The sequence below is a fragment of the Sphingopyxis sp. genome (assembly GCF_016463645.1).
Lineage (GTDB): Bacteria > Pseudomonadota > Alphaproteobacteria > Sphingomonadales > Sphingomonadaceae > Sphingopyxis.
This window is the reverse complement of the sequence record NZ_JAEMQX010000003.1, coordinates 48,528-72,787: the sequence shown is the minus strand read 5'-3', so window position 1 is coordinate 72,787 and position 24,260 is coordinate 48,528. Positions and strand designations below refer to the sequence as shown.

Annotated in this window: 21 protein-coding genes; 12 read left to right on the top strand and 9 right to left on the bottom strand. The window is 65.7% G+C overall.

Going from position 1 to position 24,260, the window contains the following annotated elements; translation table 11 throughout:
* Nucleotides 1-146 precede the first annotated feature (146 nt).
* Complete coding sequence (locus JHC57_RS01845) at nucleotides 147-1,535, top strand: exopolysaccharide biosynthesis polyprenyl glycosylphosphotransferase (protein ID WP_294028155.1); 1,389 nt, start codon at nucleotides 147-149, stop codon at nucleotides 1,533-1,535.
* 30 nt (nucleotides 1,536-1,565) lie between these two features.
* Here JHC57_RS01845 and JHC57_RS01840 read toward each other — a convergent pair whose 3' ends face one another.
* Genes JHC57_RS01840 through JHC57_RS01830 form a run of 3 tightly spaced genes read right to left on the bottom strand, consistent with a single transcriptional unit; the run spans nucleotide 1,566 to nucleotide 4,793 of the window.
* Nucleotides 1,566-2,564 (bottom strand): polysaccharide pyruvyl transferase family protein, encoded by a 999-nt coding sequence (locus tag JHC57_RS01840; protein WP_294028153.1) that lies wholly within the window; start codon nucleotides 2,562-2,564, stop codon nucleotides 1,566-1,568.
* Nucleotides 2,561-4,042, bottom strand: a complete 1,482-nt coding sequence (locus tag JHC57_RS01835; protein WP_294028151.1) for a lipopolysaccharide biosynthesis protein — start codon at nucleotides 4,040-4,042, stop codon at nucleotides 2,561-2,563. Before JHC57_RS01835 ends, JHC57_RS01840 begins: the two co-directional genes overlap by 4 nt.
* The gene (locus JHC57_RS01830; RefSeq protein ID WP_294028149.1) at nucleotides 4,032-4,793 is read right to left on the bottom strand and encodes a glycosyltransferase family 25 protein; all 762 of its coding nucleotides are present in this window, start codon (nucleotides 4,791-4,793) and stop codon (nucleotides 4,032-4,034) included. Before JHC57_RS01830 ends, JHC57_RS01835 begins: the two co-directional genes overlap by 11 nt.
* 227 nt (nucleotides 4,794-5,020) lie before the next feature.
* On the opposite strand from JHC57_RS01830, the gene JHC57_RS01825 reads away from it, so the two are divergent.
* The 4 genes from JHC57_RS01825 to JHC57_RS01810 are packed head-to-tail and all read left to right on the top strand — an operon-like array spanning nucleotide 5,021 to nucleotide 9,064.
* Entirely contained in the window at nucleotides 5,021-5,890 is an 870-nt protein-coding gene (locus tag JHC57_RS01825; RefSeq protein WP_294028148.1) for a glycosyltransferase family 2 protein, read from the top strand.
* Nucleotides 5,890-6,855 carry a glycosyltransferase family A protein gene (locus JHC57_RS01820; protein WP_294028146.1) on the top strand — a complete coding sequence of 322 codons (966 nt, stop codon included), beginning with the start codon at nucleotides 5,890-5,892 and terminating at the stop codon, nucleotides 6,853-6,855. Before JHC57_RS01825 ends, JHC57_RS01820 begins: the two co-directional genes overlap by 1 nt.
* Nucleotides 6,852-7,769, top strand: a complete 918-nt coding sequence (locus JHC57_RS01815) for an endonuclease/exonuclease/phosphatase family protein (RefSeq protein WP_294028144.1) — start codon at nucleotides 6,852-6,854, stop codon at nucleotides 7,767-7,769. The genes JHC57_RS01820 and JHC57_RS01815 overlap by 4 nt, the downstream gene beginning before the upstream one ends.
* Nucleotides 7,766-9,064 carry an outer membrane beta-barrel protein gene (locus JHC57_RS01810; RefSeq protein WP_294028143.1) on the top strand — a complete coding sequence of 433 codons (1,299 nt, stop codon included), beginning with the start codon at nucleotides 7,766-7,768 and terminating at the stop codon, nucleotides 9,062-9,064. The genes JHC57_RS01815 and JHC57_RS01810 overlap by 4 nt, the downstream gene beginning before the upstream one ends.
* 7 nt (nucleotides 9,065-9,071) lie before the next feature.
* Here the strand turns inward: JHC57_RS01810 and JHC57_RS01805 are convergent, their stop codons facing one another.
* The 3 genes from JHC57_RS01805 to JHC57_RS01795 are packed head-to-tail and all read right to left on the bottom strand — an operon-like array spanning nucleotide 9,072 to nucleotide 11,529.
* Nucleotides 9,072-9,797 (bottom strand): serine acetyltransferase, encoded by a 726-nt coding sequence (locus tag JHC57_RS01805; protein WP_294028141.1) that lies wholly within the window; start codon nucleotides 9,795-9,797, stop codon nucleotides 9,072-9,074.
* Entirely contained in the window at nucleotides 9,797-10,360 is a 564-nt protein-coding gene (locus tag JHC57_RS01800; protein ID WP_294028140.1) for a polysaccharide biosynthesis/export family protein, read from the bottom strand. The genes JHC57_RS01805 and JHC57_RS01800 overlap by 1 nt, the downstream gene beginning before the upstream one ends.
* On the bottom strand, nucleotides 10,357-11,529 hold the full coding sequence (locus JHC57_RS01795; protein WP_294028138.1) for a glycosyltransferase: 1,173 nt from the start codon (nucleotides 11,527-11,529) through the stop codon (nucleotides 10,357-10,359). The genes JHC57_RS01800 and JHC57_RS01795 overlap by 4 nt, the downstream gene beginning before the upstream one ends.
* A gap of 184 nt (nucleotides 11,530-11,713) precedes the next feature.
* Here JHC57_RS01795 and JHC57_RS01790 point away from each other — a divergent pair, with 184 nt between their 5' ends.
* Together JHC57_RS01790 and JHC57_RS01785 are read left to right on the top strand one after the other, a co-directional pair.
* On the top strand, nucleotides 11,714-12,874 hold the full coding sequence (locus JHC57_RS01790) for an acyltransferase (RefSeq protein ID WP_294028136.1): 1,161 nt from the start codon (nucleotides 11,714-11,716) through the stop codon (nucleotides 12,872-12,874).
* 41 nt (nucleotides 12,875-12,915) lie between these two features.
* Entirely contained in the window at nucleotides 12,916-13,191 is a 276-nt protein-coding gene (locus JHC57_RS01785) for a hypothetical protein (RefSeq protein ID WP_294028135.1), read from the top strand.
* Here the strand turns inward: JHC57_RS01785 and JHC57_RS01780 are convergent.
* Genes JHC57_RS01780 through JHC57_RS01770 form a run of 3 tightly spaced genes read right to left on the bottom strand, consistent with a single transcriptional unit; the run spans nucleotide 13,188 to nucleotide 16,765 of the window.
* Complete coding sequence (locus JHC57_RS01780; protein ID WP_294028133.1) at nucleotides 13,188-14,378, bottom strand: glycosyltransferase family 4 protein; 1,191 nt, start codon at nucleotides 14,376-14,378, stop codon at nucleotides 13,188-13,190. The two genes, JHC57_RS01785 and JHC57_RS01780, sit on opposite strands and share 4 nt — an antisense overlap.
* Before the next feature lie 36 nt (nucleotides 14,379-14,414).
* Nucleotides 14,415-15,428: an NAD-dependent epimerase/dehydratase family protein gene (locus JHC57_RS01775; protein ID WP_366928522.1), complete on the bottom strand. Its 1,014-nt coding sequence runs from the start codon at nucleotides 15,426-15,428 to the stop codon at nucleotides 14,415-14,417.
* Nucleotides 15,425-16,765, bottom strand: coding sequence for a UDP-glucose/GDP-mannose dehydrogenase family protein (locus tag JHC57_RS01770; RefSeq protein WP_294028132.1), 1,341 nt, complete (start codon nucleotides 16,763-16,765; stop codon nucleotides 15,425-15,427). The genes JHC57_RS01775 and JHC57_RS01770 overlap by 4 nt, the downstream gene beginning before the upstream one ends.
* Nucleotides 16,766-17,067: 302 nt before the next feature.
* Here JHC57_RS01770 and JHC57_RS01765 point away from each other — a divergent pair, with 302 nt between their 5' ends.
* The 5 genes from JHC57_RS01765 (at nucleotide 17,068) to JHC57_RS01745 (ending at nucleotide 23,967) form a co-directional block, all read left to right on the top strand.
* Nucleotides 17,068-18,348, top strand: coding sequence for an aldehyde dehydrogenase family protein (locus JHC57_RS01765; protein WP_294028130.1), 1,281 nt, complete (start codon nucleotides 17,068-17,070; stop codon nucleotides 18,346-18,348).
* A 67-nt stretch (nucleotides 18,349-18,415) separates the two neighbouring features.
* Nucleotides 18,416-19,354 carry a hypothetical protein gene (locus JHC57_RS01760; RefSeq protein ID WP_294028128.1) on the top strand — a complete coding sequence of 313 codons (939 nt, stop codon included), beginning with the start codon at nucleotides 18,416-18,418 and terminating at the stop codon, nucleotides 19,352-19,354.
* Nucleotides 19,355-19,511: 157 nt separating this feature from the next.
* Nucleotides 19,512-20,369 carry a UTP--glucose-1-phosphate uridylyltransferase gene (locus tag JHC57_RS01755; RefSeq protein WP_294028126.1) on the top strand — a complete coding sequence of 286 codons (858 nt, stop codon included), beginning with the start codon at nucleotides 19,512-19,514 and terminating at the stop codon, nucleotides 20,367-20,369.
* Nucleotide 20,370: 1 nt separating this feature from the next.
* Nucleotides 20,371-22,548 (top strand): polysaccharide biosynthesis tyrosine autokinase, encoded by a 2,178-nt coding sequence (locus tag JHC57_RS01750; RefSeq protein WP_294028124.1) that lies wholly within the window; start codon nucleotides 20,371-20,373, stop codon nucleotides 22,546-22,548.
* Between the two features lie 12 nt (nucleotides 22,549-22,560).
* Entirely contained in the window at nucleotides 22,561-23,967 is a 1,407-nt protein-coding gene (locus JHC57_RS01745) for a hypothetical protein (RefSeq protein ID WP_294028122.1), read from the top strand.
* Nucleotides 23,968-24,260 lie beyond the last annotated feature (293 nt).

Here is a 24,260-nt window from a genome sequence, read left to right as displayed (position 1 = left end):
CCGTTCACCTTCGGCTTGCGCGCTGCCCAACGGGTCGTCCTGTATCCGGCACATGCCCGCGCTGCCCGCTTGTATTCGCGGGCGTTCGGGACATGTTGCATCGCAACATTATAAGATCGCGCGAACCCTAGGGAGTCTCCCATCCCATGACCAAGATCGACCTTGCGCTGCATGGCGCGCCCATTCGAACGCCGCTGGCGAAGGCGGCGCGGCGCAATGCCAAGATATGGCTCTGCCTGTCGCTGATCGCGCTCGACGCCGTCGCGCTCGCGTTCGGTTTCGCGGTGGCCCTGATCATCGAGGCGCCGCAGCATATTTCGGACGGGTTACTGACTGCGATGGTCGGCGCGCTGCTCGTCCACGCCGCGATCGCTTTCCAGAATCAGGCGTACAACCCGCGGTGCCTGACCAAGCCGGTCAAAAGCTGCCGTCAGACGCTGATCTCTTTCGCGACGACGTTGCTCGTCTTCCTGCTCGTCGCTTTCTCGCTTCGGGTCACGGGCAAGGTTCCGCGCTTTGCGGTCGGCATGGGCATGGTGACCGCTGTGATGCTGCTCGTCGCGCAGCGGCTTCTGATCTGCTATCTGGTGCGCCGGGCTTTCGGCCAGATGACGGCCGAGCTCGTGATCGTCGACGGCGCAAACCTGCCCGCCGCCTATCTCGGCCGCGACATTGTCGATGCGCGCGCGTCGGGCCTCCGTACCGATCTCGACGACCCATATATGCTCGATCGCCTCGGCACCGTGCTGCAGGATTACGACCGGGTGACGATCGTCTGTGCCCCCGCGCACAAGGCCGAGTGGGCGCGTGCGTTGAAGGGTGTGAATATCCTCGGTGAGATCGTGATGCCCGAAATCGCCGAACTGGGTCCGCTCACGACACGCCAGTGGGGCGGGGTGACGACGCTGGTCGTGTCGTGGGGACCGCTCAACCGCGCGAACCGCGTCAAGAAGCGCGCGCTCGATCTTGCCGTGACGATTCCGGCGCTGTTTCTGCTCGCGCCGCTGATGGTGCTGGTGGCCGTCGCGATCAAGCTCGATTCACCGGGGCCGGTCTTTTTCCGTCAGGAGCGAATGGGCCGCGGCAACCGCATCTTCCGTATCCTCAAGTTCCGTAGCATGCGCGTCGAGACGACCGACGCTACCGGGGCGCGCTCGGCGAGCCGCGACGACGACCGGATCACGCGCGTCGGCAGGTTCATCCGGGCCACGAGCATCGACGAGCTGCCGCAGCTGATAAACGTATTTTCGGGCGAAATGAGCCTCGTGGGGCCGCGGCCGCACGCACTCGGGTCGACCGCAGGAAACGAGCTGTTCTGGCGCGTCGACCGGCAATATTGGCACCGTCATGCGCTCAAGCCCGGGATCACCGGTCTTGCCCAGATCCGCGGCTTTCGTGGCGCCACCAACACCAAACGCGACATTGTGAACCGCCTCGAGGCCGACCTCGAATATCAGCAAGGCTGGTCGCTGCTGCGCGACGTTTCGATCCTGGCGCGTACCGCGCAGGTGCTGGTGCACCGCAACGCCTATTGACGGGACAGTGGCGCCGCGGGTGTCGGCCCTTCAGCCGTCGACGATCTGCGGCGCGCGGCAGGAGAGCGCGGTATCGAAGGCCTCGGCGCGGGTCGTCGCGCGCATCAGCCCCGCATAATCGCCCGTCCATTGGTCGGCGAAGCCTGCAACCTTGCCATAATTATTGTCGAGCAACACATGCGGGATATCGAGCAATAGCGAGAGGATGTGCGCGTGAAGGCGGTCGGTCACGACGATTTCGCCGGCCGAAAGCATCGCAAGGCCACGCTGGAATCGCCATTCGGCGAGGCGATGCTGCCGCGCGGCGCGCTGTATCATCGGGTCGCGGGTGAAGAGGCGACCGAGCTTCAGCGACAGGCGCAGCCGCCGTTTCTGCGCCGCATCCTCTTCGAGCCAATCGTCGGCGACAACGCCGGCAGGCAGGGCCGCCTCGCCCGCCGCGCGCTCATGATCGGTGCGCAGCAGCGCAAAGACAGGAATGGTCGCCGGGCTGCGCTGCTGGCGGCCGAGCATGAGCGCGGCGTCGGGGCAGAGCCGGACAGGGCAATCGAAATGCTGTTCGGCAAAGGCGAGCGAGCGGGTGTCGCGGACGAGCAGGGTGAACTGACCATGATCGCGGATCGCCTCGGCCATCTCGGCCGCTGCGGCAGGGTCGGCATAGTGGATCGACTGCGGCATCTGGACGATCGGCCGGCCACGATGCGTACGCAGGAGGTGGAGGCGGAAGGCTTCGTGCTTCGGCCAGAGCGTGCCCATATTGCCGCCGCCGTGGATCAGGATAGCCCCCCCGCCGACCGCCGCGCGGCAGGCTTCATCGTCGAAATCGGCAATCGCGGAATAATAGGCGGGCAGGCGGCCGCTCTTGCGTAGATAGGCCATCTCGCCGAGCCAGATCGCCGAATCGCCTACATTGGAGTGGTCGGGAAAATCGACCAGGGCGAGCTTCCCGGCGGGCAGCACGGCGTCGAGCACCCGGGCGAAATGCCGGGCGAGTTCGCCGACGAGCTGATCCGCGGTCTTCTTGGTCATATCGGACTCTTTCTGAAATATTTGGGGAGGGAGAGGAGGCGGCCGCGCCACGATCCCGAGATGGCGACCAGCGCGATGCCGTAGAAGAGCGCGCCGATCGCGGTGAGCAGCAGCAGCGATTGCCAGCCGGCGAGATGGCCCTCGAGCAGCCGCATCGCGATGGCGAGCGCGAGGCCCATCAGCGTGGAGGCGACGAGCGGGGCGCCGACCGCGCGCAGGCTGTCGATCGGACGAATCCCCGAGGCGCGGCGTAGTAGCCAGATCTGCATCGGCAAGGTGAGATAGGCGCGCCCGACATAAGAGACGGCGACCGCGAACAGACCGAAGGGGAGCGCCGCAAGAGTCAGGATCACGCCAAGCACGAGCTGCGTGGTCGAGAGCGAGATCAGACTACGCGATGCGCCGAGCACGCTGAGCGACGGCGAGGCGAAGAAATTGAGGGTGAAGGGGACGGCCATGAAGGCGAAGATCTGGGCGAGCTGGCCCGCTTCGGCCCACTTCTCGCCAAATACGGTCGGGATGGCGATCGGCGCTAGCGCGCCGAAGCCGACGAGCGCCGGAAAGGAGAGCGCCGAGGCGCGAGAAATCATCCAGCGATAGGCGTGGCGGAGCTCGGCGGGGTCGTGCTTGACGCGCGCGAGAGTCTGCACCGCGACCTGCGTGAAAGGCTGGATCGCGCCGCGGCCGATCAGTTCGACGGTGCGCCAGGCGGTGCGGTAGACGCCGACGGCGGCAAGCCCGATTCCCGCGCCGATCGCCATCTCCTGCACGCGCACCGTGGCAAGGAAGGCGAGCTGGACATAGATGAGGCTCGCATTGAGCATCAGATTGCCGCGCAATATGGCCCAGTCGAACTGCCAGCCGGGTTTCCAGTCGTAGGAAGCGCGCGAAAGTAAGACGCCGACGATCTCGGTGACGAGGCGCTGAATGACGAGGCTCCAGAGGCCCAGCCCGCCGAAAGCGGCGGCGACGGCGGCGGTCCCGCCGATCAGCCCGCCGACCACCGAACGTAGCGCGGTAGTGCGATGCCCGAATTCGCGGAGACGCAGCGCCATGTGGGTCGCGCCGAAGGAGGAGATCGGCAGCGTCAGGCTCATTACCGCGAGCGGCAGCGCGATAGCGGGCGCATCCATCCAATGGGCGATCGGCCGGGCGAGCGCCATGATCAGGAACGCGGAGACGAAGGAAAAGGCCTGCTGCGAACGATAAATGGTGTCGAGGAAGGCTGGCGTGATTTCATTCTTGCGCGCGATCGTCTGCACGAGCCCGGCTGTCGCGATGATGCGGAAGGCCTCCGCCGTCACCGCCATCACGGCAAAGGCGCCGATGTCCGCGCGCGACAGCAGGCGCGCGAGGATCACGAAGACGACGAACGAAAATATCTGGTCCGACAGGAAGCGCGTAACCGTCCAGCCGATCGAACTGCGACTGCGTGCACGTAACCCCGCGTCGAAGCGGGTGGGGAGGTCAGCGCTCAAGCAGACGCCTCGCTTTCAGCATGCGCATGCGCGCGCGCTCGACCTGACGCCATGCCTTCTGCCGGACCGAATGATAGAGCGGATCATTCCTGGGCCCGAAGCGCGAGCTGCCGATGTCCGAAACGATCGCCGCCTCGAGGATCGGCGCCGGGTAGAGTGCGAGATTGGGGAGGCCATGTGCCCACGACCGGTCCATCTCGTCGTCGATCGGACGGCGGACGGTGCGGCAATGCGCCGCCAGCCGGCGCGCGCCCTCGAGCGTGATCGCATAGCCCTGTGTGCCGTAGGCGAGGCCGACCAGCTCGACGATCGCGCGCGAATGCTGGAGGAAGTCGCGGCGCACGACGCGCTGCCACGTCGGCCGCTTGGCATAGAGGCGGAGGTAATCGATCCCCTCGGCATGGAGGTCGGTACGCGCGAGCGGTTCGAGATAGGCCCAGTCGACGACGGTATCGTCCTCGAGGACGATCGCCTGCCGCATGCCGCGCGCGACCATGTCCTGCCAGATCGAGAAATGGCTGGCGTAGCAGCCGATCTCGCCCTTGCTCATCGCACGGCCCTTGTTGCCGCGTATTGCCGGCTCGTCGATCGTCATGCCCGGCGCGAGGCCGGTGCAGGCGTCGAAGAATCGCCAGGCAAGCGAGGTTCCCGCAGCGCGCGCGGCAAAGGCGTTGCGCCGGGCCTCGGCGGATTCGAGTGACACCACCAATATTTCGGTGGCGTCGCCCGATTCGGGCAGGAACTCACCCACGGATATGCGTCTCCTATTTGCCGCCAAAGCCGGCTCTGCGCGGTGCAGAACATGTGAACGGCCCGATACGATCCTTGGTAGCGGGCAATTATTCGAGAGCGAAGGCGCGCGCGCTCCGGTCGTCCGGTCAACAGGGCGGCTCGTCTTCGCAGGTGCAGCATATGGTTGACCGGCGCAGGGCAGGAGGCCGATTGGACGTGGGCGGGGGCACTTAAACAGGCATGTTCATGTTCGAAGTTGCAGTCGTCATACCCGTTTGGAACGGCGAGGCCGTGCTCGCCCGCTGCCTTGATGCGCTTATGCAGCAAACGCTGCCGCGCAGCGCCTATCAGATCATCGTTGTCGATAATGGGTCGAGCGATGCGACGCGCGAGATTGCGCGCAGCTATAAGGACGTCGAGTTGCTCGAAGAGCCGCTGCCCGGTTCCTATGTCGCGCGAAATCTCGGGATCGGACGCGTCCGGGCGCCGATCACCGCCTTTACCGACGCCGATTGCGAGCCGGCACCTGACTGGCTGGAAGAGATATTGCACGCGGCGGCGGCGAGGCCGGGATTCGGCGTGCTCGCAGGCAAGATCGAGCTGTTCGACGAGATCGAGCAGGAACGCGAGGTGTTCGGCGATTACGAGCGCCTGTTCAGTTTTCCTCAGGCGCATGCGGCGCGCGGCAATTGCGCGACCGCCAACTGGGCGAGCGAGACCGCGGTGTTGAAGGCCCTTGGCGGCTTTGACGCGGCCCTGAAGTCGGGCGGCGACCGGCAGATGGCGCTGCGTATCCGCGATGCGGGCTATCCGCTCGTCCATATTCCGTCGATGATCGTGCGCCACCCGGTCCGCGCCAGCCGCGCCGAACTGGTGCGCAAGCGTCAACGGCTCAGCGGGGGGCGCTGGGATCGCACGAAGCAGCGTCCGCGGCTTGCCCATGTGCTGGGTGTCACCGCGGTCGACACGATCCGCCGGCTGCGCCGCGCCGCGATCACGCGCGAACTGTCGGTCCGCCGCCGCGCCGCGGTGATGTGGCTTACGCTCGAACTCGCCGGGGTGGCGGTGGGCGAATATTTCAATCTGGCGGGGGGACGAAAGGCAGCACGCGACTGATGGCTTCTCCCTATTCTTCTCCGCGCTTTTCGGTCGTGATTCCGCTATATAACAAGGCTGCGCATGTGAGTGCGGCGATCGAGAGCGTGCTGGCGCAGACGATGCCGGCGCACGAGATATTGGTGATCGACAACTGCTCGACCGACGGCGGGCGCGAACGCGTCGCGGCGATCGGGCAAGATCGCGTCAAGCTGCTCGACCTGTCGACCCGGGGGCCGGGTGGTTATGCCGGCCGCAATCTCGGCATTCGCGCCGCGAGCGGCGACTGGATCGCCTTTCTCGATGCCGACGACCTCTGGCGGCCCGACCATCTTGCGGTGCTGGCCGAAGGGATCGCCGCCGACCCCGCGGTGTGCGCGGCAGCGACCCGTTTCGATCATGAATTCTCCGACAGGACGCAATTGCAGCGGATCGCGCCGGCACTGGAGCAGGCGACAACCCTCGATCTCGCAGATTTTCTCTCGGCATGGCTCGCCGTGCGCGAATGCCCGATGTGGACGGGCGCGATCGCGATCCGGCACGAGACATTGTTCGAGGCGGGTCTGTTTCCCGAAGGGCGTGCCGTGCGCGGCGGTGACAAGGATCTGTGGTTGCGCGTGCTCGCCAAGGGCAAGCTCCGTTATGATCCGCGCATCACCGCCGTCTTTCATCGCGACAGCGAAAACAAGGTCAGCAAGTCGACGACGACGCTCGATCTGCCGTGCCTCGTGGAGACCGCGCGCGCGCTGATCGCCGATGCGACCGCGGAGGAGGCCGGATTGCTGCGGCGTCTCGTGAACCAGGAGATCGCGCATTATGCGCGCTATGCGATGAAATATCCGGGACGGACCGAAATCCGGCTGGGCGACGTCTATCTGCCGGAAGGCGCAGGCACCGCCGCGCTGCTTCTTGCCGCGAAGTTCATTCCGGCCTCGGTCCGGCAATCGGGCCATGCCCTGCGCAACCGGCTGCTGGCACGCGCGTGAAGTTTGTCCGCGCTTTCGGCGTGCTGCTGACGGGCGGTGCGTGTCTCTGCGCATGGCTTTCGCTTGGCGGGCGCTTCGTGCCTGCGCTCGATGCGTTGGCGTCGTTTCTGCCGCTATTCGGGATCGTCGCCCTTCTGGGGCTTCTGCTCGCGCGAAGACGGGGCGGCTGGACGATCGGCGCGGCGTCGCTCGCGTTGCTGCCGGTCGCGATCGTCGTGGCGCCCGAACTTGCACGCGAAATCCCCGCCGCACGGCCGGGTACCCCGCAGGTCCGCGTGCTGACGCACAATCTGTGGGTCGATAACGCCGACCCCGCCGATAGCGCGCAGGCGATCATCGACGCGAAGCCCGATATCGTGATGCTGCAGGAGGTCGACGGCAGTTTTGCGCCGATGCTCGCGGCGCTGGGCCAGCACTTCGCCTATGCGACCAAATGCCCGCCGGGCTGCGCGCTCGCCATTTTCTCGCGCTGGCCAATCGTCGACAGCGATTATTTCCTGAAGGACGCGAAAGGACGCAAATTCGGGCCGCCGCTGCTCTGGGCGCGGGTTATGGGGCCGGGCAGGCCCCCTTTTACCGCGGTAACGCTTCATTATCCCTGGCCCACATCGCGCGATCAGGCGGTGCGTAGACGCGATGTGGCGCGCGCGCTGTCACGGATCGATCGCGGCTCCCTGATCGTTGCAGGCGACATGAACCTGACCCCCTGGGCCGCGGCGATGCGCGAGCAGGACCGCGCCCTCGCACCGCTGACGCGCATGACGCGCGCGCTGCCGAGCTGGCCGCGCGTCTTTCCCGTGCTGCCGATCGACCAGCTTTACGCCGGACCCGACTGGGGGCTCGTATCAGGGCGGGCGCTTGCCGCAACCGGATCCGATCATCGTCCACTGCTCGTGACGCTGGCAAGCCGATGAAGCGCGCGATCCTCCTTTCGCTGCTCGGCAGCTGCGGCGTCGCCGCGCCTGCGCTTGCACAGCAGTCGGACGCCACCGACGGGCTGGGGTCGGTGTCGAGTGAGAACAGCTTCGGGCGCGACCGTAATGTCAGCGTGCTCGAACGCCGCCGCCCTGACTATACGCCCGAACCGATCCATGTCGGCACGCTTGAGCTGTTGCCGCGGATGGCGATCGGGGTCGGTTATGACGACAATCTCTATGCCCAGCCCGATGACGAGATCGGCGACGCCTATGTGCGTATCCGCCCGCGGCTGTCGCTGGTGCGGCCGTCGCCGGACCTCAAATTGTCGCTCGACGGCGAACTCGACCTGCTGCGCTATGCCGACCGGTCGAGAGAGAATGCCACGCAATATTCGGTGAATGCCGGCGCGCTCTATACGATCAGCAGGTCGGATACGCTCAATCTGACGTTGCGCAACGGGCGCTACAGCCAGGAGCGCGTCTCGCCCGATTCGCCGACACAGGCGTCGCGGCCGATCCGTTTCACGCTGAGCGGAGGCACCGCGACCTACACGCACGTCTTCAACCGCCTGCGCGTGCGCGGCGTTGTCGATGTCGAGAACCGCAATTATGGCGATAGCCTTACCCCCGGCGGCGAGGAGATCGATCAGGATTTCCGCGACCATACGATCTACACCGGCACCGCGATCGGCGAATATGCGCTGAGCCCCAGCATCGCGCTGTTTGTTGCGGGTTCGGTCAACAAGCGCGATTATCGCGAACGGACGGGCCCCGTCGCGGCGCGCGATTCGAACGGCTTCGACTTCGCCGCGGGCGCGAGTTTCGAGCTTGGCCGCAAGGCGCGGGGATCGCTGCGGTTCGGCTATCTGCATCAGGATTATCGTCCGGCAGAGTTCGAGGATGTCTCGGGCTTCCTCGTGCGCGGCGAACTCGCCTACTTTCTGACGCCGCTGGTGACGATCACCGGAACGGTCGATCGCGGTATCCGCGAGACCGGGGTCAATGGCGCGACGGGCTATCTGGCGACGAACATGACACTCCGCGCCGATTACGAACTGCTGCGCAACCTGATCATCAGCGCGGGTGGCGAGCTTGAAAAGCGCGATTTCAACAATATCGACCGGAAGGACGACCGTTGGACCTGGCGCGGCAGCGCGTCGTACCTTGTGAGCAAGCGGCTGGCGCTGCGGTTCGACGTGCAGCGGCGCACCCAGTCGAGCCAAGGCCTGACGGCGGGCCGCGAGTTTGCCGACAATCGGGCGTCGGTGGGGGTGACCTTCTCGGGCCTGTAACGGCGCCTCAGACCGGCTTCGTCCGCGACCCGTGCAGCGCTCCTTCGCATGCCGCGAGCAACTCGGGCGGCGCGAGGCGATTGATATAGCCGTCCGATCCCTGATCCGAGAGCAGCTTCGCGGGGATGCCGCCGACGACGCCGCGTTCGGGCACGTCCTTAGTCACCACCGCATTGGCGCCGATCGCGGCCTCCGCCCCGACATGAATGCCGCCGATCACCTTGGCGCCCGACCCCAAGAAGGTGCGGTCGCCGATCACTGGCGCGCCGCGCCGTCCACCGCGGTTCATATAGCCGAGGACGACGCCGTGGGTGATGTTGACATTGCTGCCCAGCACCGTGTCGCCGTGGAAATAGAAGCCGCCGAAGCGGTTGAGGAAGAGGCCGGGCCCGATCTCCATATATTCCGGGATCGCGAAGCCATATTTGTAGCGTGCGCGCAGTAGCAGCCACTTGAAGAGAATGTAGAAGCCGAAACCTTTGGCGGGCTTCAGTTTAAGCCAACCGGTGGTGCGCATCAGCACCGTATATTTATATCCCGGCGTAAAGGCATAATGCTTCGCGAAGGCGCCGAAGCCGACGCGCCCGGCATAGCGATAGAGGTCGGCAGCGAGCAGCGCCTTAAGCTTCGCGAAGCTGACCGGGCAACCGCGCAAATGTGGTTTGCCGGCTTCGTCGGGCACCGGTTCTTCGAATGCTGGCGCGGGTGCGAGCGATGCGGTGGCCATATCCATCAGAAATAGCGCTCGCCGAAGCGGATCGTGTCGCCGGGGAGGACCGCAAAATCGGCGGTGAGCGGATAGGCGGTTTCGCCGGCTTCGCCTGCGCGCTTCAGGAACACGCGCTTCTCGTTGGCGCGATAGGTGAAACCGTCGGCCTTGGCGACGGCGCCGCGAATGGTGAGCCCCTGCGTATAGGGATATTCCCCAGGCTTGTTCACCTCGCCGAGCACATAGACGGGGCGGAAGCTCGCGACCTGCACCGAGACTTTCGGTTCGAGCAGATAGCCCTCGCCGAGCCTGGCTTCGAGCGCCTTCGACAGCTCGCCGGTTTGCAGGCCTGCGGCTTTGACCTCGCCGATCAGCGGAAAGGCGATGGTGCCGGCAGGCGATACCTCGAAATCGCCGGTGAGCGTTTCCTCGCCATAGGTCGCGATCTTGATCTTGTCGCCGGGCGACAGGACGAACGCCGCGGCGGGCGGCGGCGCGTCGCCGCTGCCGGCAAGCGGGGTCTGCCCCGCGCAACCGCCGAGTATCGCAAGCGCCCCCGCCAGCGCGATCTGCCTGTAGAATTTCATGAACTTGCTCCCGGATGGAATGTTGCGATATTTGCGGTTTCGGCGGATGAGGCGAGCGCTGCCTCGATCCTTCCCCAGTAATTGGCGGCCGCCTGCTCGACGCCATAGGCTTGCGAGCGATCGCGTGCGCGGGCGCCGCAGATGCTGCGGCGCGGCTCAGCGAGCACACGGCCGAGCGCGGCGGCAAAGGCCGGCGCATCGTCGGTGGGCACCAGTGCCCCCGCATCGACGTCGATCGGGCCGGTAATGGCGCTGCGCGGCTGGCCGGCGAGAATCTCGGACGGCCCCGACGCGCAATTCGTCGCGATGACGGGCACGCCGCACGCCATCGCCTCGACCAGCCCGTTCGGGAAACCCTCGGCATTGGAAGGCATTGCGTAGGCCCGTGCGCGTGCCACGATGGCAAAGGGATTGGCGGCAAAGCCGGGCATGTCGACGCGGTCGGCAATGCCGAGCGACGCGGCGAGCGCCTCAAGCGCGCCACGCTCGGGTCCTTCGCCCAGAATGACGAGGCGCTCGGGCGGCGCGGCATTCGCATAGGCGCGGAGCAGGAGGGGGAAGTTCTTGTTGGGGGTGAGCCGTCCGGCGGCGGCGATGTAAGGGCAGGCGGGGACAAAAGCGGGCGGTTCGGCGGCGAGTTCCGCGATGCGGCGGTGATCGACCGGATTGGCAATCGCCGACATGCGACCCCGCGCAACGCCGAAATTGGCGGCAAGATCCTCGACGACGCCGTCCGAGACGGCGATCACATGCGCGGCGCGCGGATAGACCATGCGCACCATCGCCCTGGCCGCGCGTGCGTGACCCAGATGCGCGCTGGTGTTGACGCGTTCGCTGATCAGCCAAGGACGGCCGCGGCCCGCCATCGCCCAGGCATTGGCGATATTGGCGCGGGTCAGGAAGCTGAGCGTCGCGTGCGGCGCGAGCCGCGCCGCGAGTGCGCGAAGCCGGGTCAGGCTGGGCAGCAATTTGTAGCGCGCGTCGAGTTGGTGGACCGTGACCCAGTCGGGCGGCTCATAGGCGCGCGGCTCGTCGTCGAGCAGTGCGAGATGAATGTCGTAGCGATCGCGCCAGGGCCCGGATGCGCCGAGCAGGGTGACGAGCACGCGCTCGGCACCGCCGCCCGCAAGCGAGTTGATCGCGAATAATATCCGCTTTCGGTGCAGCATGTTTCCTCGCTGGAATGGGGTGCGGAATTCGCCTCGGGACAACGCTTACCACGGCCATTTGTTGCAGTGCACACGGCGTGGCCCGCTTCATCGTCCGCGGGGGGCAGCTGGCCGATTTCAGGGGGTTTTGCGCCCCGATACGTCTATCAGGGCGAGCATCGACGAACATTCGCGGAGGTATTATATGGACATTCGGCGAGTCGAGTGTCTGGACGGCCTGCGCGGCGTCGCGGCGCTCTGGGTGCTGGTCGGGCATATGATGATCCTGACCGGTTTCCGCCTGCCGCTGGTGAGCAAACCCGACCTCGGCGTCGATTTGTTCATCCTGCTTTCGGGCTTCCTGATGATGTTCCAGTATCGGCTGCGTTCGGGCAGCGAGGACTGGAACGCGCCCGGCACCTGGGCAGCTTTCTGGACGCGGCGCTTTTTCCGGCTCGCGCCGCTTTTCTATGTCACGTTGGCGGCGGCGCTGATCGCCGGGCCGGCGATCTATGCCGACCGGGTCGCGATCGATACGTTTCTCGGTCAGGGGCTGCAGCCGGCGGAACGCTACACCGACGCGAGCCTTGCCAATATCGTGCTGCATTTGAGCTTCCTGTTCGGATTGCTGCCGGAGCATGCCTTTCGCACGCCGTTGCCCGACTGGAGCCTCGGGCTCGAGATGCAATTCTATCTCGTCTTTCCCTTTCTCATCCTGCTCGGGCGGCGGATCGGCTGGACCCGGTCCGCGTTTATCGCGGCCGGAGCGGGCGTTGCGATTGCCTTGATCGCCGGCGCGGCGGGGCTCGATTATCCGATGCCATCCTTCCTGCCGCTGAAGCTTCAGCTTTTTCTCGCCGGCATGCTGATCGCCGCAGGCTCCGGGGAGAGCCGTGCGCAGCTGTGGGGGAAGCTCGCCGCGGCGATGTTGCTTGCCGCTATCCCTATCGGAGGCGATCAGGACCTGCTGCATTTCGCGGTGCGCGAACTGCTCGTCTTCGGTTTCTTCGCGCTGGTCCATCTGCGCGCTGTCGCGCCGATCGGATGGGTCTCGCGCCTGTTCGGCAGCCGGCCCTTCTATTGGCTGGGCGAGCTTTCCTATGGCACCTATCTGATCCACCTCTTGATCCTGCAGCCTGTCGCGGCGGCGGTGATCGGCGAATTCGGCCTCGGGCTCGGTGCGATCGGGCGATTTGCGCTGACCGGAACGATCGTGGTGCCGGCTACATATGCGCTTGCCTTTGTGACCTACAGGCTCGTCGAATTGCCCGGGCAGCGACTGGGCAAGGCGGCAATCAAACGCGCGATCGGCCGTAACGCGGTGCGCGCGGAGCAGACCATTCCCGAGAAACTCGCCGCGCCGTGACGCAGGCCGCTTTGCGGTTATCTGGACAAGGAGATCATTCGATGGACCGAAGAACGCTTCTCACGTCGATCGCCGGCGCCGCGACTGTCGGCGCATGCACGGCCGAAGAGGGCGACGGCGGCGGGCAATCCGGCCGGCCGACGCTGGCGATCGATTCCGAAGGGCCGGGACGCTGGCGCATCCGCAGCTGGAAATGGCAAGGCGGCGCGTGGCGTCCGCAGATTGCGCGGGCGAAGCGGGCGGCCGGCGGTATCGAATGGAGCGGGCCGATCAACGCCGCGGATCGCGCGGCGGTGCTGGCCCGGCTTTCCGGCTAGGCTTCGACGACGCCCGGACTGGGGGAAGGCCGGCGGGTCGCCGGGCGCTCGGCGAGCGCGGCGCGGTAGACGTCGAGAGTATCTTCGGCCGCCTTGTCCCAGCTGAAGCGCGCGCGCACGCCGGCGTGGTCGATCTCGAAATCGGCGCAATCGGCATTCAGCCGCCCGGTCAGCGCCTCGACATCGCCGACCGGGAAATAGTTCGCCCGATCGAGCCCGATATCGAGATTGGCCGGGATGTCGCTCAACAACATGCGCGCGCCGCAGCTTGCGGCTTCCAAGGCCGCGATCGGGAGGCCTTCATGATAGGAAGGCATCACGAACAGCGCGCAATGTTCATAGAGGCATTTTAGTGTCGCGCGCGACTGGACGCCGGCGAAGATCACGCGGTCGCTGGCGCGCGCGAGCAGTTCGCGGGCATACTCGCTTTCATGGTCGGCCGAGCCTGCGATCACGAGCTTCGCGTTACAGCTTGAGCGTTCATAAGCGTCGATCAGGTCGTGCAGTCCTTTTTCGGGGACCAGCCGCGCCACGGCGAGGAGGAAGTTGCCCTCCTCGATGCCCAGCCTTTCGAGGATCAGCGCCGGGTCGGCATCGCCGGGCAGCTCCGACGTGCCGTTCGGGATGTACGAGATCGTTTCCGCCCGTTTCGGGAAGCTCTGTCGCAGCTGCGCGGCGAGCGAGGGCGAGACGGCGATGACCCGGTCGGCGAAATTCAGCGCGAGCCACTCGCCGGCGCGTAGCGCGCTCCGCGCGAGCAGGCCCCATTTGGCGCGGTGATAGTCGGTCCCGTGGTGCGTCACGACGACCTTCAGGCCGAGCAGCCGCGCGACCGGCGCCAGCAGGCCCGGGCCGATCGCGTGGATATGGATCAGTCCGGCGCCGCGCTTGCGGGCGGACAGGACCGAGAGGAAGGTCGAGACGACCGCCTCGAAATGCTGGGAGCGCGGGCAGGGGATGCCGATAATCTCGACCCCGCGATGCTCGCCCTCGCGCTCGGGCAGATAGGGCGCGCGGCCGAGCACGACCGAGCGATGGTCGGGCCACAGCGTCTTGATTCGCGGCAGCAACTCCTCGCAATGGCTTTCGATCCCGCCCATCACGTGCGGAAAGCCGCGGAGGCCGGTCACGCAGATGACGGGCGATCGCGCGGGATCGCCGGAAGGCACACTCGTCCGTTGCAGCATAATAAACTCCAAAAGCGTCCGGCCGGACTTCCCGGCTCAGGCCACCGCTGCCATCGGCCCTCTTCCACCAGTTTCTATTTCGCTGAGATACCAGTCGACGAACCGCTCGATGCCGCGTGCGAGCGGCACTTTCGGGCTGTATCCGGTGAGCGCCTGGATTGCCGAGATGTCGGCATAGGTTGACGTCACGTCGCCCGGCTGCATCGGCCGCATCAGCTTGACCGCGGGCCGACCGAGCGCGCGTTCGAGCAGCGAGATCATGTCCATCAGCCCGACCGGATTGCAGTCGCCGATGTTGAGCAGCCGGTTTTCGCCGCCGGCAGAGGGGCGATCGAGCACGCCGACGACGCCGTCGACGATGTCGTCGATATAGGTGAAGTCGCGCGCCATCCGGCCTTCGCCAAACACCTCGATCGGCTGGCCGAGCAGGATCTTCTGCGCAAAGCCGTAATAGGCCATGTCGGGCCGGCCCCACGGACCATAGACGGTGAAGAAGCGCAGCCCGCTGAGCGGCAGGCGATAGAGCTTGGCATAGCTCTCGCTCATCAATTCACAGCTGCGCTTCGTGGCCGCATAGAGCGACACCGGCGCGGTACAGGGCTCATCCTCGCGGAAGCCGGTGCCGCCGAGCGGGCGGTCGCCATAGACCGAACTCGACGAAGCATAGACGAGATGCTCGATATCGCCGGCATGCCGCGCCGCCTCAAGTACCGCGAGATGCCCTTTGAGGTTGCTATGCTCATAAGCGAACGGATTTTCGAGACTGTAGCGCACGCCGGCTTGTGCGGCGAGATGGACGATCCGGCGGATGCCATTGGCCTTCACCAACTCGCTGACGAGTCCCGGACTGGCGACATCGCCGTCGATAAGCCGGAAGTTGAAATTGTCGACCAGCCGCGTAGTGCGCGCCTTTTTTAACGCAACGTCGTAATAGTCGGTGAAATTGTCGAGCCCGAGCACGCGTTCGCCGCGCGCGAGCAGCCGTTCGGATACCGCATGGCCGATGAAGCCCGCCGCGCCCGTCACCAATATGGGGCTGTCGGTCATCATGCGGCCTGCCTTTCGTTGCGGACTTCAGGCTCGCCTGGCCGGCCGATGCCGACATAGGTCAGTCCTGCTTCCTCGACGTGCGAGGGCGGGTAGATGTTACGGAGATCGACGAGCACCGGCTCGGCCATGGCCGCTTTGAGGCGGGAAAGGTCGAGCGCGCGGAAGGCGTCCCATTCGGTGACGATCACCGTGGCTGCAGCGCCCTCTGCAGCCTCATATGGCGACGAGGCATATTCGACGTCGCGGAGCATGAGGTCGGCGGCCGACATCCCCTCGGGATCGAAGGCGCGGATCCGGGCGCCGGCATCCTGCAGCGCCTGGATGATCGCGATCGAGGGCGCGTCGCGCATATCGTCGGTATTGGGCTTGAAGGTCAGGCCGAGTATCGCGACGGTGCGGCCGCGCACCTGCCCCTCCATTGCGGCGATCACCTTGCGGCCCATCGCGCGCTTGCGTTGTTCGTTGACCGCGACCGTCGCCTCGATGAGGCGCAGCGGCGCGTCGTGATCCTGCGCCGTTTTCATCAGGGCGAGCGTATCCTTGGGAAAACAGGAGCCGCCATAGCCCGGCCCGGCGTTCAGGAACTTGGCGCCAATGCGATTGTCGAGCCCGATGCCGCGTGCGACTTCCTGAACGTCGGCGCCGACGTGCTCGCACAGGTCCGCCATCTCGTTGATGTAGGTGATCTTCATCGCGAGGAAGGCGTTTGCCGCATATTTGATCAGTTCGCTGGTGCGGCGGGAGGTGAAGACGATCGGCGCCTTGTTCAGCGAGAGTGGGCGATAGACCTCTTCCATCGACGGACGGGCGCGGGGGTCCTCGATGCCGATGACGACGCGGTCGGGGCGTTTGAAATCCTCGATCGCGGCGCCTTCGCGCAGGAATTCGGGATTGGACGCGACCGCGAAATCGGCCGCGGGGTTGCATTCGCGAAGGATACGCTCGACCTCGTCGCCGGTGCCGACGGGCACGGTCGATTTGGTGACGACGACGGTGAAGCCGTCGAGTGCGGCTGCAATCTCGCGCGCGGCGCCATGGACATAGGAAAGGTCGGCGTGGCCGTCGCCGCGGCGGCTGGGGGTGCCGACCGCGATGAACACGACGTCAGCGGCGCCGACGGCGTCGGAAAGATCCGTGGTGAAGTCGAGATTCCCCGCCGCTACGTTGCGCGCGACCAGATCGTCGAGGCCGGGCTCATAGATCGGGATGCCGCCGGCACGAAGCCGCGCGATCTTGTTTGCGTCCTTGTCAACACAGGTCACATGATGGCCGAAATCGGCAAAACACGCGCCCGAAACGAGCCCGACATAGCCGGACCCGATCATTACGATACGCATTACGCGTTGCTCCCTTTTTATCTGAAGGCGACTTTTTGCTGCGCCTGCGAACAATCGCGTTGCGATGGTTAAGGGTCAACTTGCCAGCTTTGAGAAGAGGCAATTGGAAGGCGAAACGAATGTCGTCGCAAATGCAATTCAAAACGGGACAATTCCAAAAATTGCAATCGTTTATAGGCAGATAGCTCGCGACTTTGCGCAAACGATCCGCAGGGCAATTCGCTCCCTTGCGACGAAACGTTTCGACTTGAACTTGCCACGCGTCGTCGTCCGATTAGAAGCGGAACAGGATAAGTTGTGGGATGGGAAGGATGCTGGAGGCGCAACGCGCGGCCTTTTTCGCCGACCTGCCGGTTTCGCTGGGGCTTCGCCGCGACCGGTTGCGGCGATTGGCGCTGATGATCGGGGAAAATGCCGGCGCGCTGTGCGACGCGCTCGCTTGCGATCAGCCGAATCAGGATTCGGAGTCGGCGGAGCTTACCGAAGTCGCTCCGGCGCTGGCTGCACTCCGTGCGGCGGTCGACGGCGTCAGCGGCTGGATGCGCGCCGAAAAGGGGCAGGGCCTGCTCGCGCGGCTTGGCCGGGGCGGAAGCTATACGGAATATCTGCCGATCGGTGTGGTCGGCGTCGCTGCTCCCGCTCCGATGGCGTTACTTCGCACGGCGAGCGTTCTTGCGAGCGCGCTCGCTGCGGGCAACCGCATCGTGCTGGCATTCGACGCGGCATCGCCGGCTCTTGCGCGGCTGGTGGACGAACTGGCGCCGCGCTATTTCGATGCCCTTGAACTCGTGATCGTGCCCGGCGGCGCTTTGGCGGATTCAGGTTGCGACTTGATAGTGATGAGCGAGCCAGAGGCCGGCGGCGACGTGACGATCGCGCGTTCGGGCAAATCACCGGCGATTGTCGGGCGATCGGCCGATTTTGCCAAGGCGGCAGACAATATCGTTGCGCGGAAGCGGCTGAGGGGCGGTCGGGCTCCGCTCGCGCCCGACTATCTTCTCGTCCCCGACGAGCGGGAAGAAGCCGTTGCCTCCTGGCTTTGGCGCGCGGCGATGCAGTCGGGAGCGAGCGATGCGATGCCGGCCGGTGCCGATCGGGAACGGTTGACGGGCCTCCTCGATGACGCGCGCGCGCGGGGCGGCGAAGTGATGACCGCCGAGCCCCGCGGGGCGGACACACCGCTTTATATCGTCCGCCACGCCAGCGATGACATGCTGGTGATGCGGGAAGAAATCGGCGGGCCGATTTTGCCGCTGCGCAATTATGCGCGGGTCGAGGACGCCATTGCGGTCATCCATCGGCGGTCGCCGCCGATCGCCATCTATTATTACGGCCGCGACACCGCCGAGCGCCGGCACGTGCTCGAACGCACGCTGTCTTCGGCGATCACGATCGACGGGCGGATATTATCGGCCGCAAAAATCGACCGCGACATGACGCTGAACGTCGCGGACGGCGAGGCCGGGTACCGCCGGTTCAGCCAGGCGCGGCAGGTCTGCAGTCCGCGGCTGTTCGGCTTGCCGCGTGTACCTGCGGGATCAGGCGGCGATGACTTGGGGGACGCTGCGCCCGCGCTGCGCTGATCCCGGGCGCGCCACGCTGCGCCGCAACCTCCTGTCCCGGGTTCCGGCTGCAGGTTAACGAGGCGACATGGCCGACATATCCTCCAGCTTCACGGCGAAGCCCGTGGAGATCGCGGCAGCGGGCGAGCCGGTCTATGTCGTGCGATCGGGCGCCATCTATCGCGGCGTACGCGCGAGAGACGTAGGCAATGGGCTGTTCCTGATCCGCGAACCGGTCCGCAATTTGCAGATTGCCGATGTCCAGGTAACTGGCGGCTACCGGGTTATCGAGAACAGCGCTGCACCGGAACTGGTTGACGCGGGAGTCGCCGGGCTTCGCGTGCGCGGGGTACGGGCGACGGGCCTTGAGCGCAGCTTCGCCCGCATTCGATATGATAGTCATGACGGTCTGATCGAAGATGTCAGCGCGAGCGGCATACGGACCACCGGTTCGACCGACCTGCCGGTCGGTATCGCCTTCGACGGTACCGCGCACGATTTTCGGATCGAGCGTTGTGTCATGCGCGGGTTCCGTTGGCAGCGCAAGGCAAGGCAATATTGGAACGGCGACGGCTTCTCGACCGAACGCGGCAACGCCCGCTTCCAGTTTCATCAATGCGCCGCTTGGGACAACAGCGACGGCGGATTCGATCTGAAATCGACCGAGACGTTGCTCGATGACTGCATCAGCGGTCGCAACGCGCGGAATTTCCGCCTCTGGTCGAGCATCCGCGCGACTCGTCTCACCAGTGTCGATCCGATCAAGATTGGCGGCATCGGCGATACCAATCATCTTTCGATCATGGGGGCGGAGGGCGCGAGCGAACCGCCCGTCATCCACATCGAGCATCTGGTGGTGAAGAGTGAGCGCGGCTGGCCGATCTTCGACGTCCACAACGGGCCCGCCAAGATCATCATCGGCTCCCACGATATCCGGGTTCCGCCGAGCACGCCGCTCGTGCGTTCGCGCAACGGTGGATCGGTACCCGGCGGAGTGTCCTTTGCCGGGACACCGCCAAAGCTCTGAATGGCCTGACGCAGTTTGGACACGCTTCGACGCCGGGCTCTTGCTGCGATGCAACGAAAGGGCGCACGTCGCTCCCGTCAGCACGTGGCGATCGTGTCTGCAAATCCGAATGCTGGTTATTTGGGGGGGAACCCAGCGACCAGAAAAGGGTGAAAAGATGCGAAAGATACGCAAGGCCGTGTTCCCCATCGGCGGCCTTGGAACCCGGTTCCTTCCGGCGACCAAGTCGATGCCGAAAGAGATGCTGCCGGTCGTCGACCGGCCGCTGATCCAATATGCCGTCGACGAAGCGCGCGAGGCGGGGATCGAGCAGTTCATCTTCGTAACCAGCCGCGGCAAGAGCCTGATCGAGGATCATTTCGATCATGCCTTCGAGCTCGAGGAGGCGATGGCGCGGCGCGGCAAGTCGCTCGCCGCGCTCGACGGCACGCGCCCGTCGCCCGGAGATATCGCCATCGTTCGTCAGCAGGAGCCGCTGGGGCTGGGCCATGCCGTGTGGTGTGCGCGTCGTCTGATCGGCGATGAACCCTTTGCAGTGCTGCTTCCTGACGATCTGATGGTCGGCGAGCCCGGCTGCCTCAAGCAGATGGTCGACGCCTATGAAGAACTCGGCGGCAATCTGATCTGCACCGAAGAGGTGGCGGCGAGCGATACGCATAAATATGGCATCGTCACGCCCGGCGCGCAGGCCGGCGCGATCACCGAGGTAAAAGGGCTGGTCGAGAAGCCGGCGCCCGACGTAGCGCCATCGCGGCTCGCAGTCATTGGCCGCTACATCCTTCAGCCCGAGGTGATGAACGTGCTCGGCAGCCAGGAAGAGGGCGCCGGCGGCGAGATCCAGCTGACCGACGCGCTCGCGCGGATGATTGGCCAGCAGCCGTTCCACGGCGTCACCTTCGCTGGAAAGCGTTACGATTGCGGCGATAAGGGCGGTTTCGTGACCGCGACGTTGGCGCTCGCACTGGATCGGCCGGACATCGCGCCCGCGGTGCGCGCCTTCCTGGCTGCGGCGTGACATGGACGCAGTTGCAAGGCGCGTGCCGCTTCGCCGCGAAGCGGATCCGCAGGTCGATCGCGATGCACTGATCGACCTGCGCCATATCGGTGCGGTACTGCGCCGGCGATGGATGGTGCTGTTGGCGGCGATGCTCGCGGCGATCGTGATCGCCGCTGCCGCTTGGCTCGTTGCCGAACCACGTTATCTGGCGACCGCGCAGGTCGCGCTCGAACGAACCGCCGAGCGCGTGATCAATGTCGATTCGGTGGTGCCGACGACCGATCCCGATTCGGCGGCGGTCGATACCGAGGTGCAAGCTCTGCGCTCGCCCGAACTGATCGGGCGGGTGGTCGACCGGCTGAAGCTCGCCGCCAATCCGGCGTTCAACGAGGCAGCGGGGCAGCGCGCGCCGTCCGCGCAGCCCGACCTGATCGGGCGACAGCGCGCGATCGGCACGCTGATGAGCGGGCTCACGGTGAAGCGCGACGGCCTGTCCTATGCGATCAGCGTCTCTTATGAGGGCGGCACGCCGGTGCAGGCGGCGCAAATCGCCAATGCGCTGGTCGACGATTATGTGTCGGGACAGGCAGGGGCGAAGGTCTATGCGACGCAGCGGGCGCGTGGCTTCCTCGAACAGCGGCTGCAGGAATTGCGCGCGCAGGTGCTTGGCGCCGAACGCGCAGTGGCCGACTATCGTGCGGCGCATAATCTGTTTGCGGTTTCCGAGGCCAGCACCGTGACGCAGCAGGAATTGTCGGGGCTCACAACCCAACTCGCGCAGGCCAAGGCGGAAAATGCCGCGGCGCAGGCGCGGCTTTCGGCGGCGCGCGCGCAGCTTAACGGCGGGCGCAACGGCGAAGAACTCGGGGACTCGCTCGACTCGCCCGTAGTCAGCCAGCTTCGCGCGCAGCGCGCCGAGGCGGCTCGCGAAGTCGCGGCGCTCGAAAAACGCTACGGTCCGCGCCATCCGGCGCTGTTGCAGGCGCAGAGTCAGCTGCGTACCGCCGACGAGGCGATCGCCGGAGAGGTGCAGCGCATCGTCTCCAATGTTTCGATTCAGGCGAGCATTGCCAGCCAACGCGCGGGCTCGCTTGCGGGGTCGGTCGCGCAGTCGCAAGGCAAGCTAGCGAGCGACAATGCCGCGTCGGTCCGTTTGGGCGAACTCGAACGCAACGCCGAATCGGCGCGGACGCTCTATCAGGCGTTTCTCGACCGTTATCGCCAGACGGTCGCGCAGTCGGGGCTGGAACGCAGCGACGCTTATATCGTGAGCCGCGCGCGCGTTCCCGGGGCACCGAGCTCGCCGAACATGCTGATCTATGCCGCTATGGCGGTTGTCGGCGGACTGGGCGTCGGGGTTCTGCTCGTCGTGCTGCTGCAACTGCTCGAACGCGGGCTCGAAACGAGCGATGCGATCGAGGAGACGCTCGGGCTTTCCACGCTCGCGGCGATCCCCGATGCCAGCACGCTGCCTGGTTACCGCAAGGCGGGCGTGCCGGCGCCGCCGGCGGAGCTGATGCTCAAGCGACCGCAATCGACCTATGCCGAGGCGTTCCGCACCTTGCGAACGTCGATCCAGTTCGCCGAGACCGCACGGCCGATCCGCGTCGTCGCGATTACGTCGGCGGTGCCGGGTGAGGGCAAGACCACCACCGCCATGGGTCTCGCGCGGGCGATGGCCGCAGCGGGGAGCAAGGTGCTGCTGATCGACGCCGACGCGCGCCGGCGCGCGTCGAGCCGACAATTTGTGGACAGCGTTACCGTCGGGTTGGACGAGGTGCTCGCGGGTCAGGCGACGCTCGAACAGGCGATCGTCAAGGACAGCGTGTCGGACGCTTGCCTGTTGCCACAGCGGCTCGATTCAAAGGGCATCGGCATCACCGAGAGCCCGCGGCTCGCCGAGCTGATAGAACAGGTGCGCGAACGCTATGATTTCGTGATCCTCGACACGCCGCCGGTGCTGCCGGTCGACGAGGCGCGGGTGATCGCCAGCTTGGCGGACGGAGTCGTGTTTCTCGTGCGCTGGCGCAAGACGCCGTCGAAGGCGGCGTCGGTCGCGCTGCGGCGGCTCTATGACGTGCATGCCGAGATGGTCGGCGCGGTGCTGACGCTGGTCGACGTTCGCGAGCAGGAGCGGGCCGGCTATGAGGATGGCGGCACCTTCCTGCGGGCGTATCGTCCCTATTATGCCGACTGAGCGGGCGGCGCGATGACCGCGCAGACGCTACCTTATGGCCCGGCGTTCGGGCTCGGACTGTTGCTGCCGGTGACCTTGCTGCTGCTCGTTCCGCTCGTCGTCGCGGCGCGGCGGGCGGGCAGCATGGCGGGGGCGTTCGTCGTGGTGGCGCTGTGGCTGCGCTATACAGCCGGCGCCTATCATCTCTATATGTTCCAGCCGCTCGCGGGCGGGCTGTCGGGCAACGCGCTGCTCTCGATCGCGGTCACCGGCTTCGGGCTTCTCTTCGTGGTGCGGCCCGCCAATCTCGCGCTCAAATGGCTGTTGCCGCTCTATACGCTGGTCGTGCTGGCATTGGTCAGCGCGAGCCTCAATGGCGATGTCGCAGGGGGCATCAACGTTGCGGTCAAATATGCCTATATGGTGGTGATCATCATCGCCGTGTTCCAGGCGCTGCGCCGCGACCCCGAGGCGCGCTTCCTGAGCTGGGCGATGGTTTCCTTCCTGCCGATGCTCGTCTTTCAGGCGCTGTCGCTGGCGCTGAATCTGCCCAAGGGGGCGGAGGATGGTGACGGGCTGGTGTGGATCGGCGGCTATAATCACGAGGCCGCTTTCTCGGTTGCGTTGCTCACCGGGTTTCTGGTCGGCGGCTTCGCGCGTTCGGCGCCGCGCGCGGTGCGGATGACCTTCCTCGCCGCGATCCTGATCGGAATCCTGCTTGCAGGCTATCGCACCACGATCCTCGCGCTCGCGCCGCTCGCGCTTGCGGTTTTCCTGAGCGGCCTGACGATGAGCGTACAGCGCGACCAGCGCGGGCCGATGGCAGCGATGGCGGCAGTCGGGGGTGTGTTGCTCGTCGCCGTCGCGGCGCTGTTCTACAGCGAGAAGTTTGCCGATCTCACGGCCTTTCTTTCGGACCCCGCCGGCCTGATCAAGCCGCCGCGCGACTTCGACCTGCTTGAGCGGCAGGTGATGTCGGGCCGGCCGCTGATCTGGAGCAGTTACATCTATGCCTGGGCCGAGGGCACTCCGCTTCAGCATCTGTTCGGGCTCGGGCCGGAAAGCTGGGAAGGCGTGTTCAAGGTCTATCCGCACAACACGCTGGTTGCGACGCTGTACGAGCTCGGCTGGTTCGGGGTGGCAGCGATGATCCTGCTATGGATCACGATGATTTCGGCTGCCGCCTCGGCGCACGCCGAACGCTTCAAGCTTCTTGCTGCGCATTTCTCCTTCTTCCTGCTCAACATGGCGACGATGCCGTTCTGGCAGGTCGAGGGACTGGCGCTTTACGGGTTGCTTTGCGGTTGCTCCATCCATGCGGCACGCGCGGCGGCGGCGGCGCCGCAGTCGGCTCCTCTTCGCCTTATGGCGCCGCGGCGCGGGAGGGGAAACATCCGTCCTGGCCCGGCCGACGCGCGTGCGCGAGAGCATCGCACATAGGGGCAACTCGCCTTCCGAAAGATTTTCTTCGTCGCAAAAAGCCGGTTGCGTCATTGACGAAAGCAATATCTATCTTTTAAGTTGAGTTTGTCATCCGGAACTGGTCGAGACGGATGGCGGGCTCTCCCCCTCGACCCGCGGCTTTTGACCGGGAAGCAGCTTGCTCCGCGTAACCAACGGCTAAAGCGCGTGATGCTCGGGCGACAGCGCCAGGCATTGCGTTCCCCCCATCAGGGGTATTGCGATGCGTATGTGTAGCACCATCAGCTAGATCACCGCCGCAAGCATGGGCA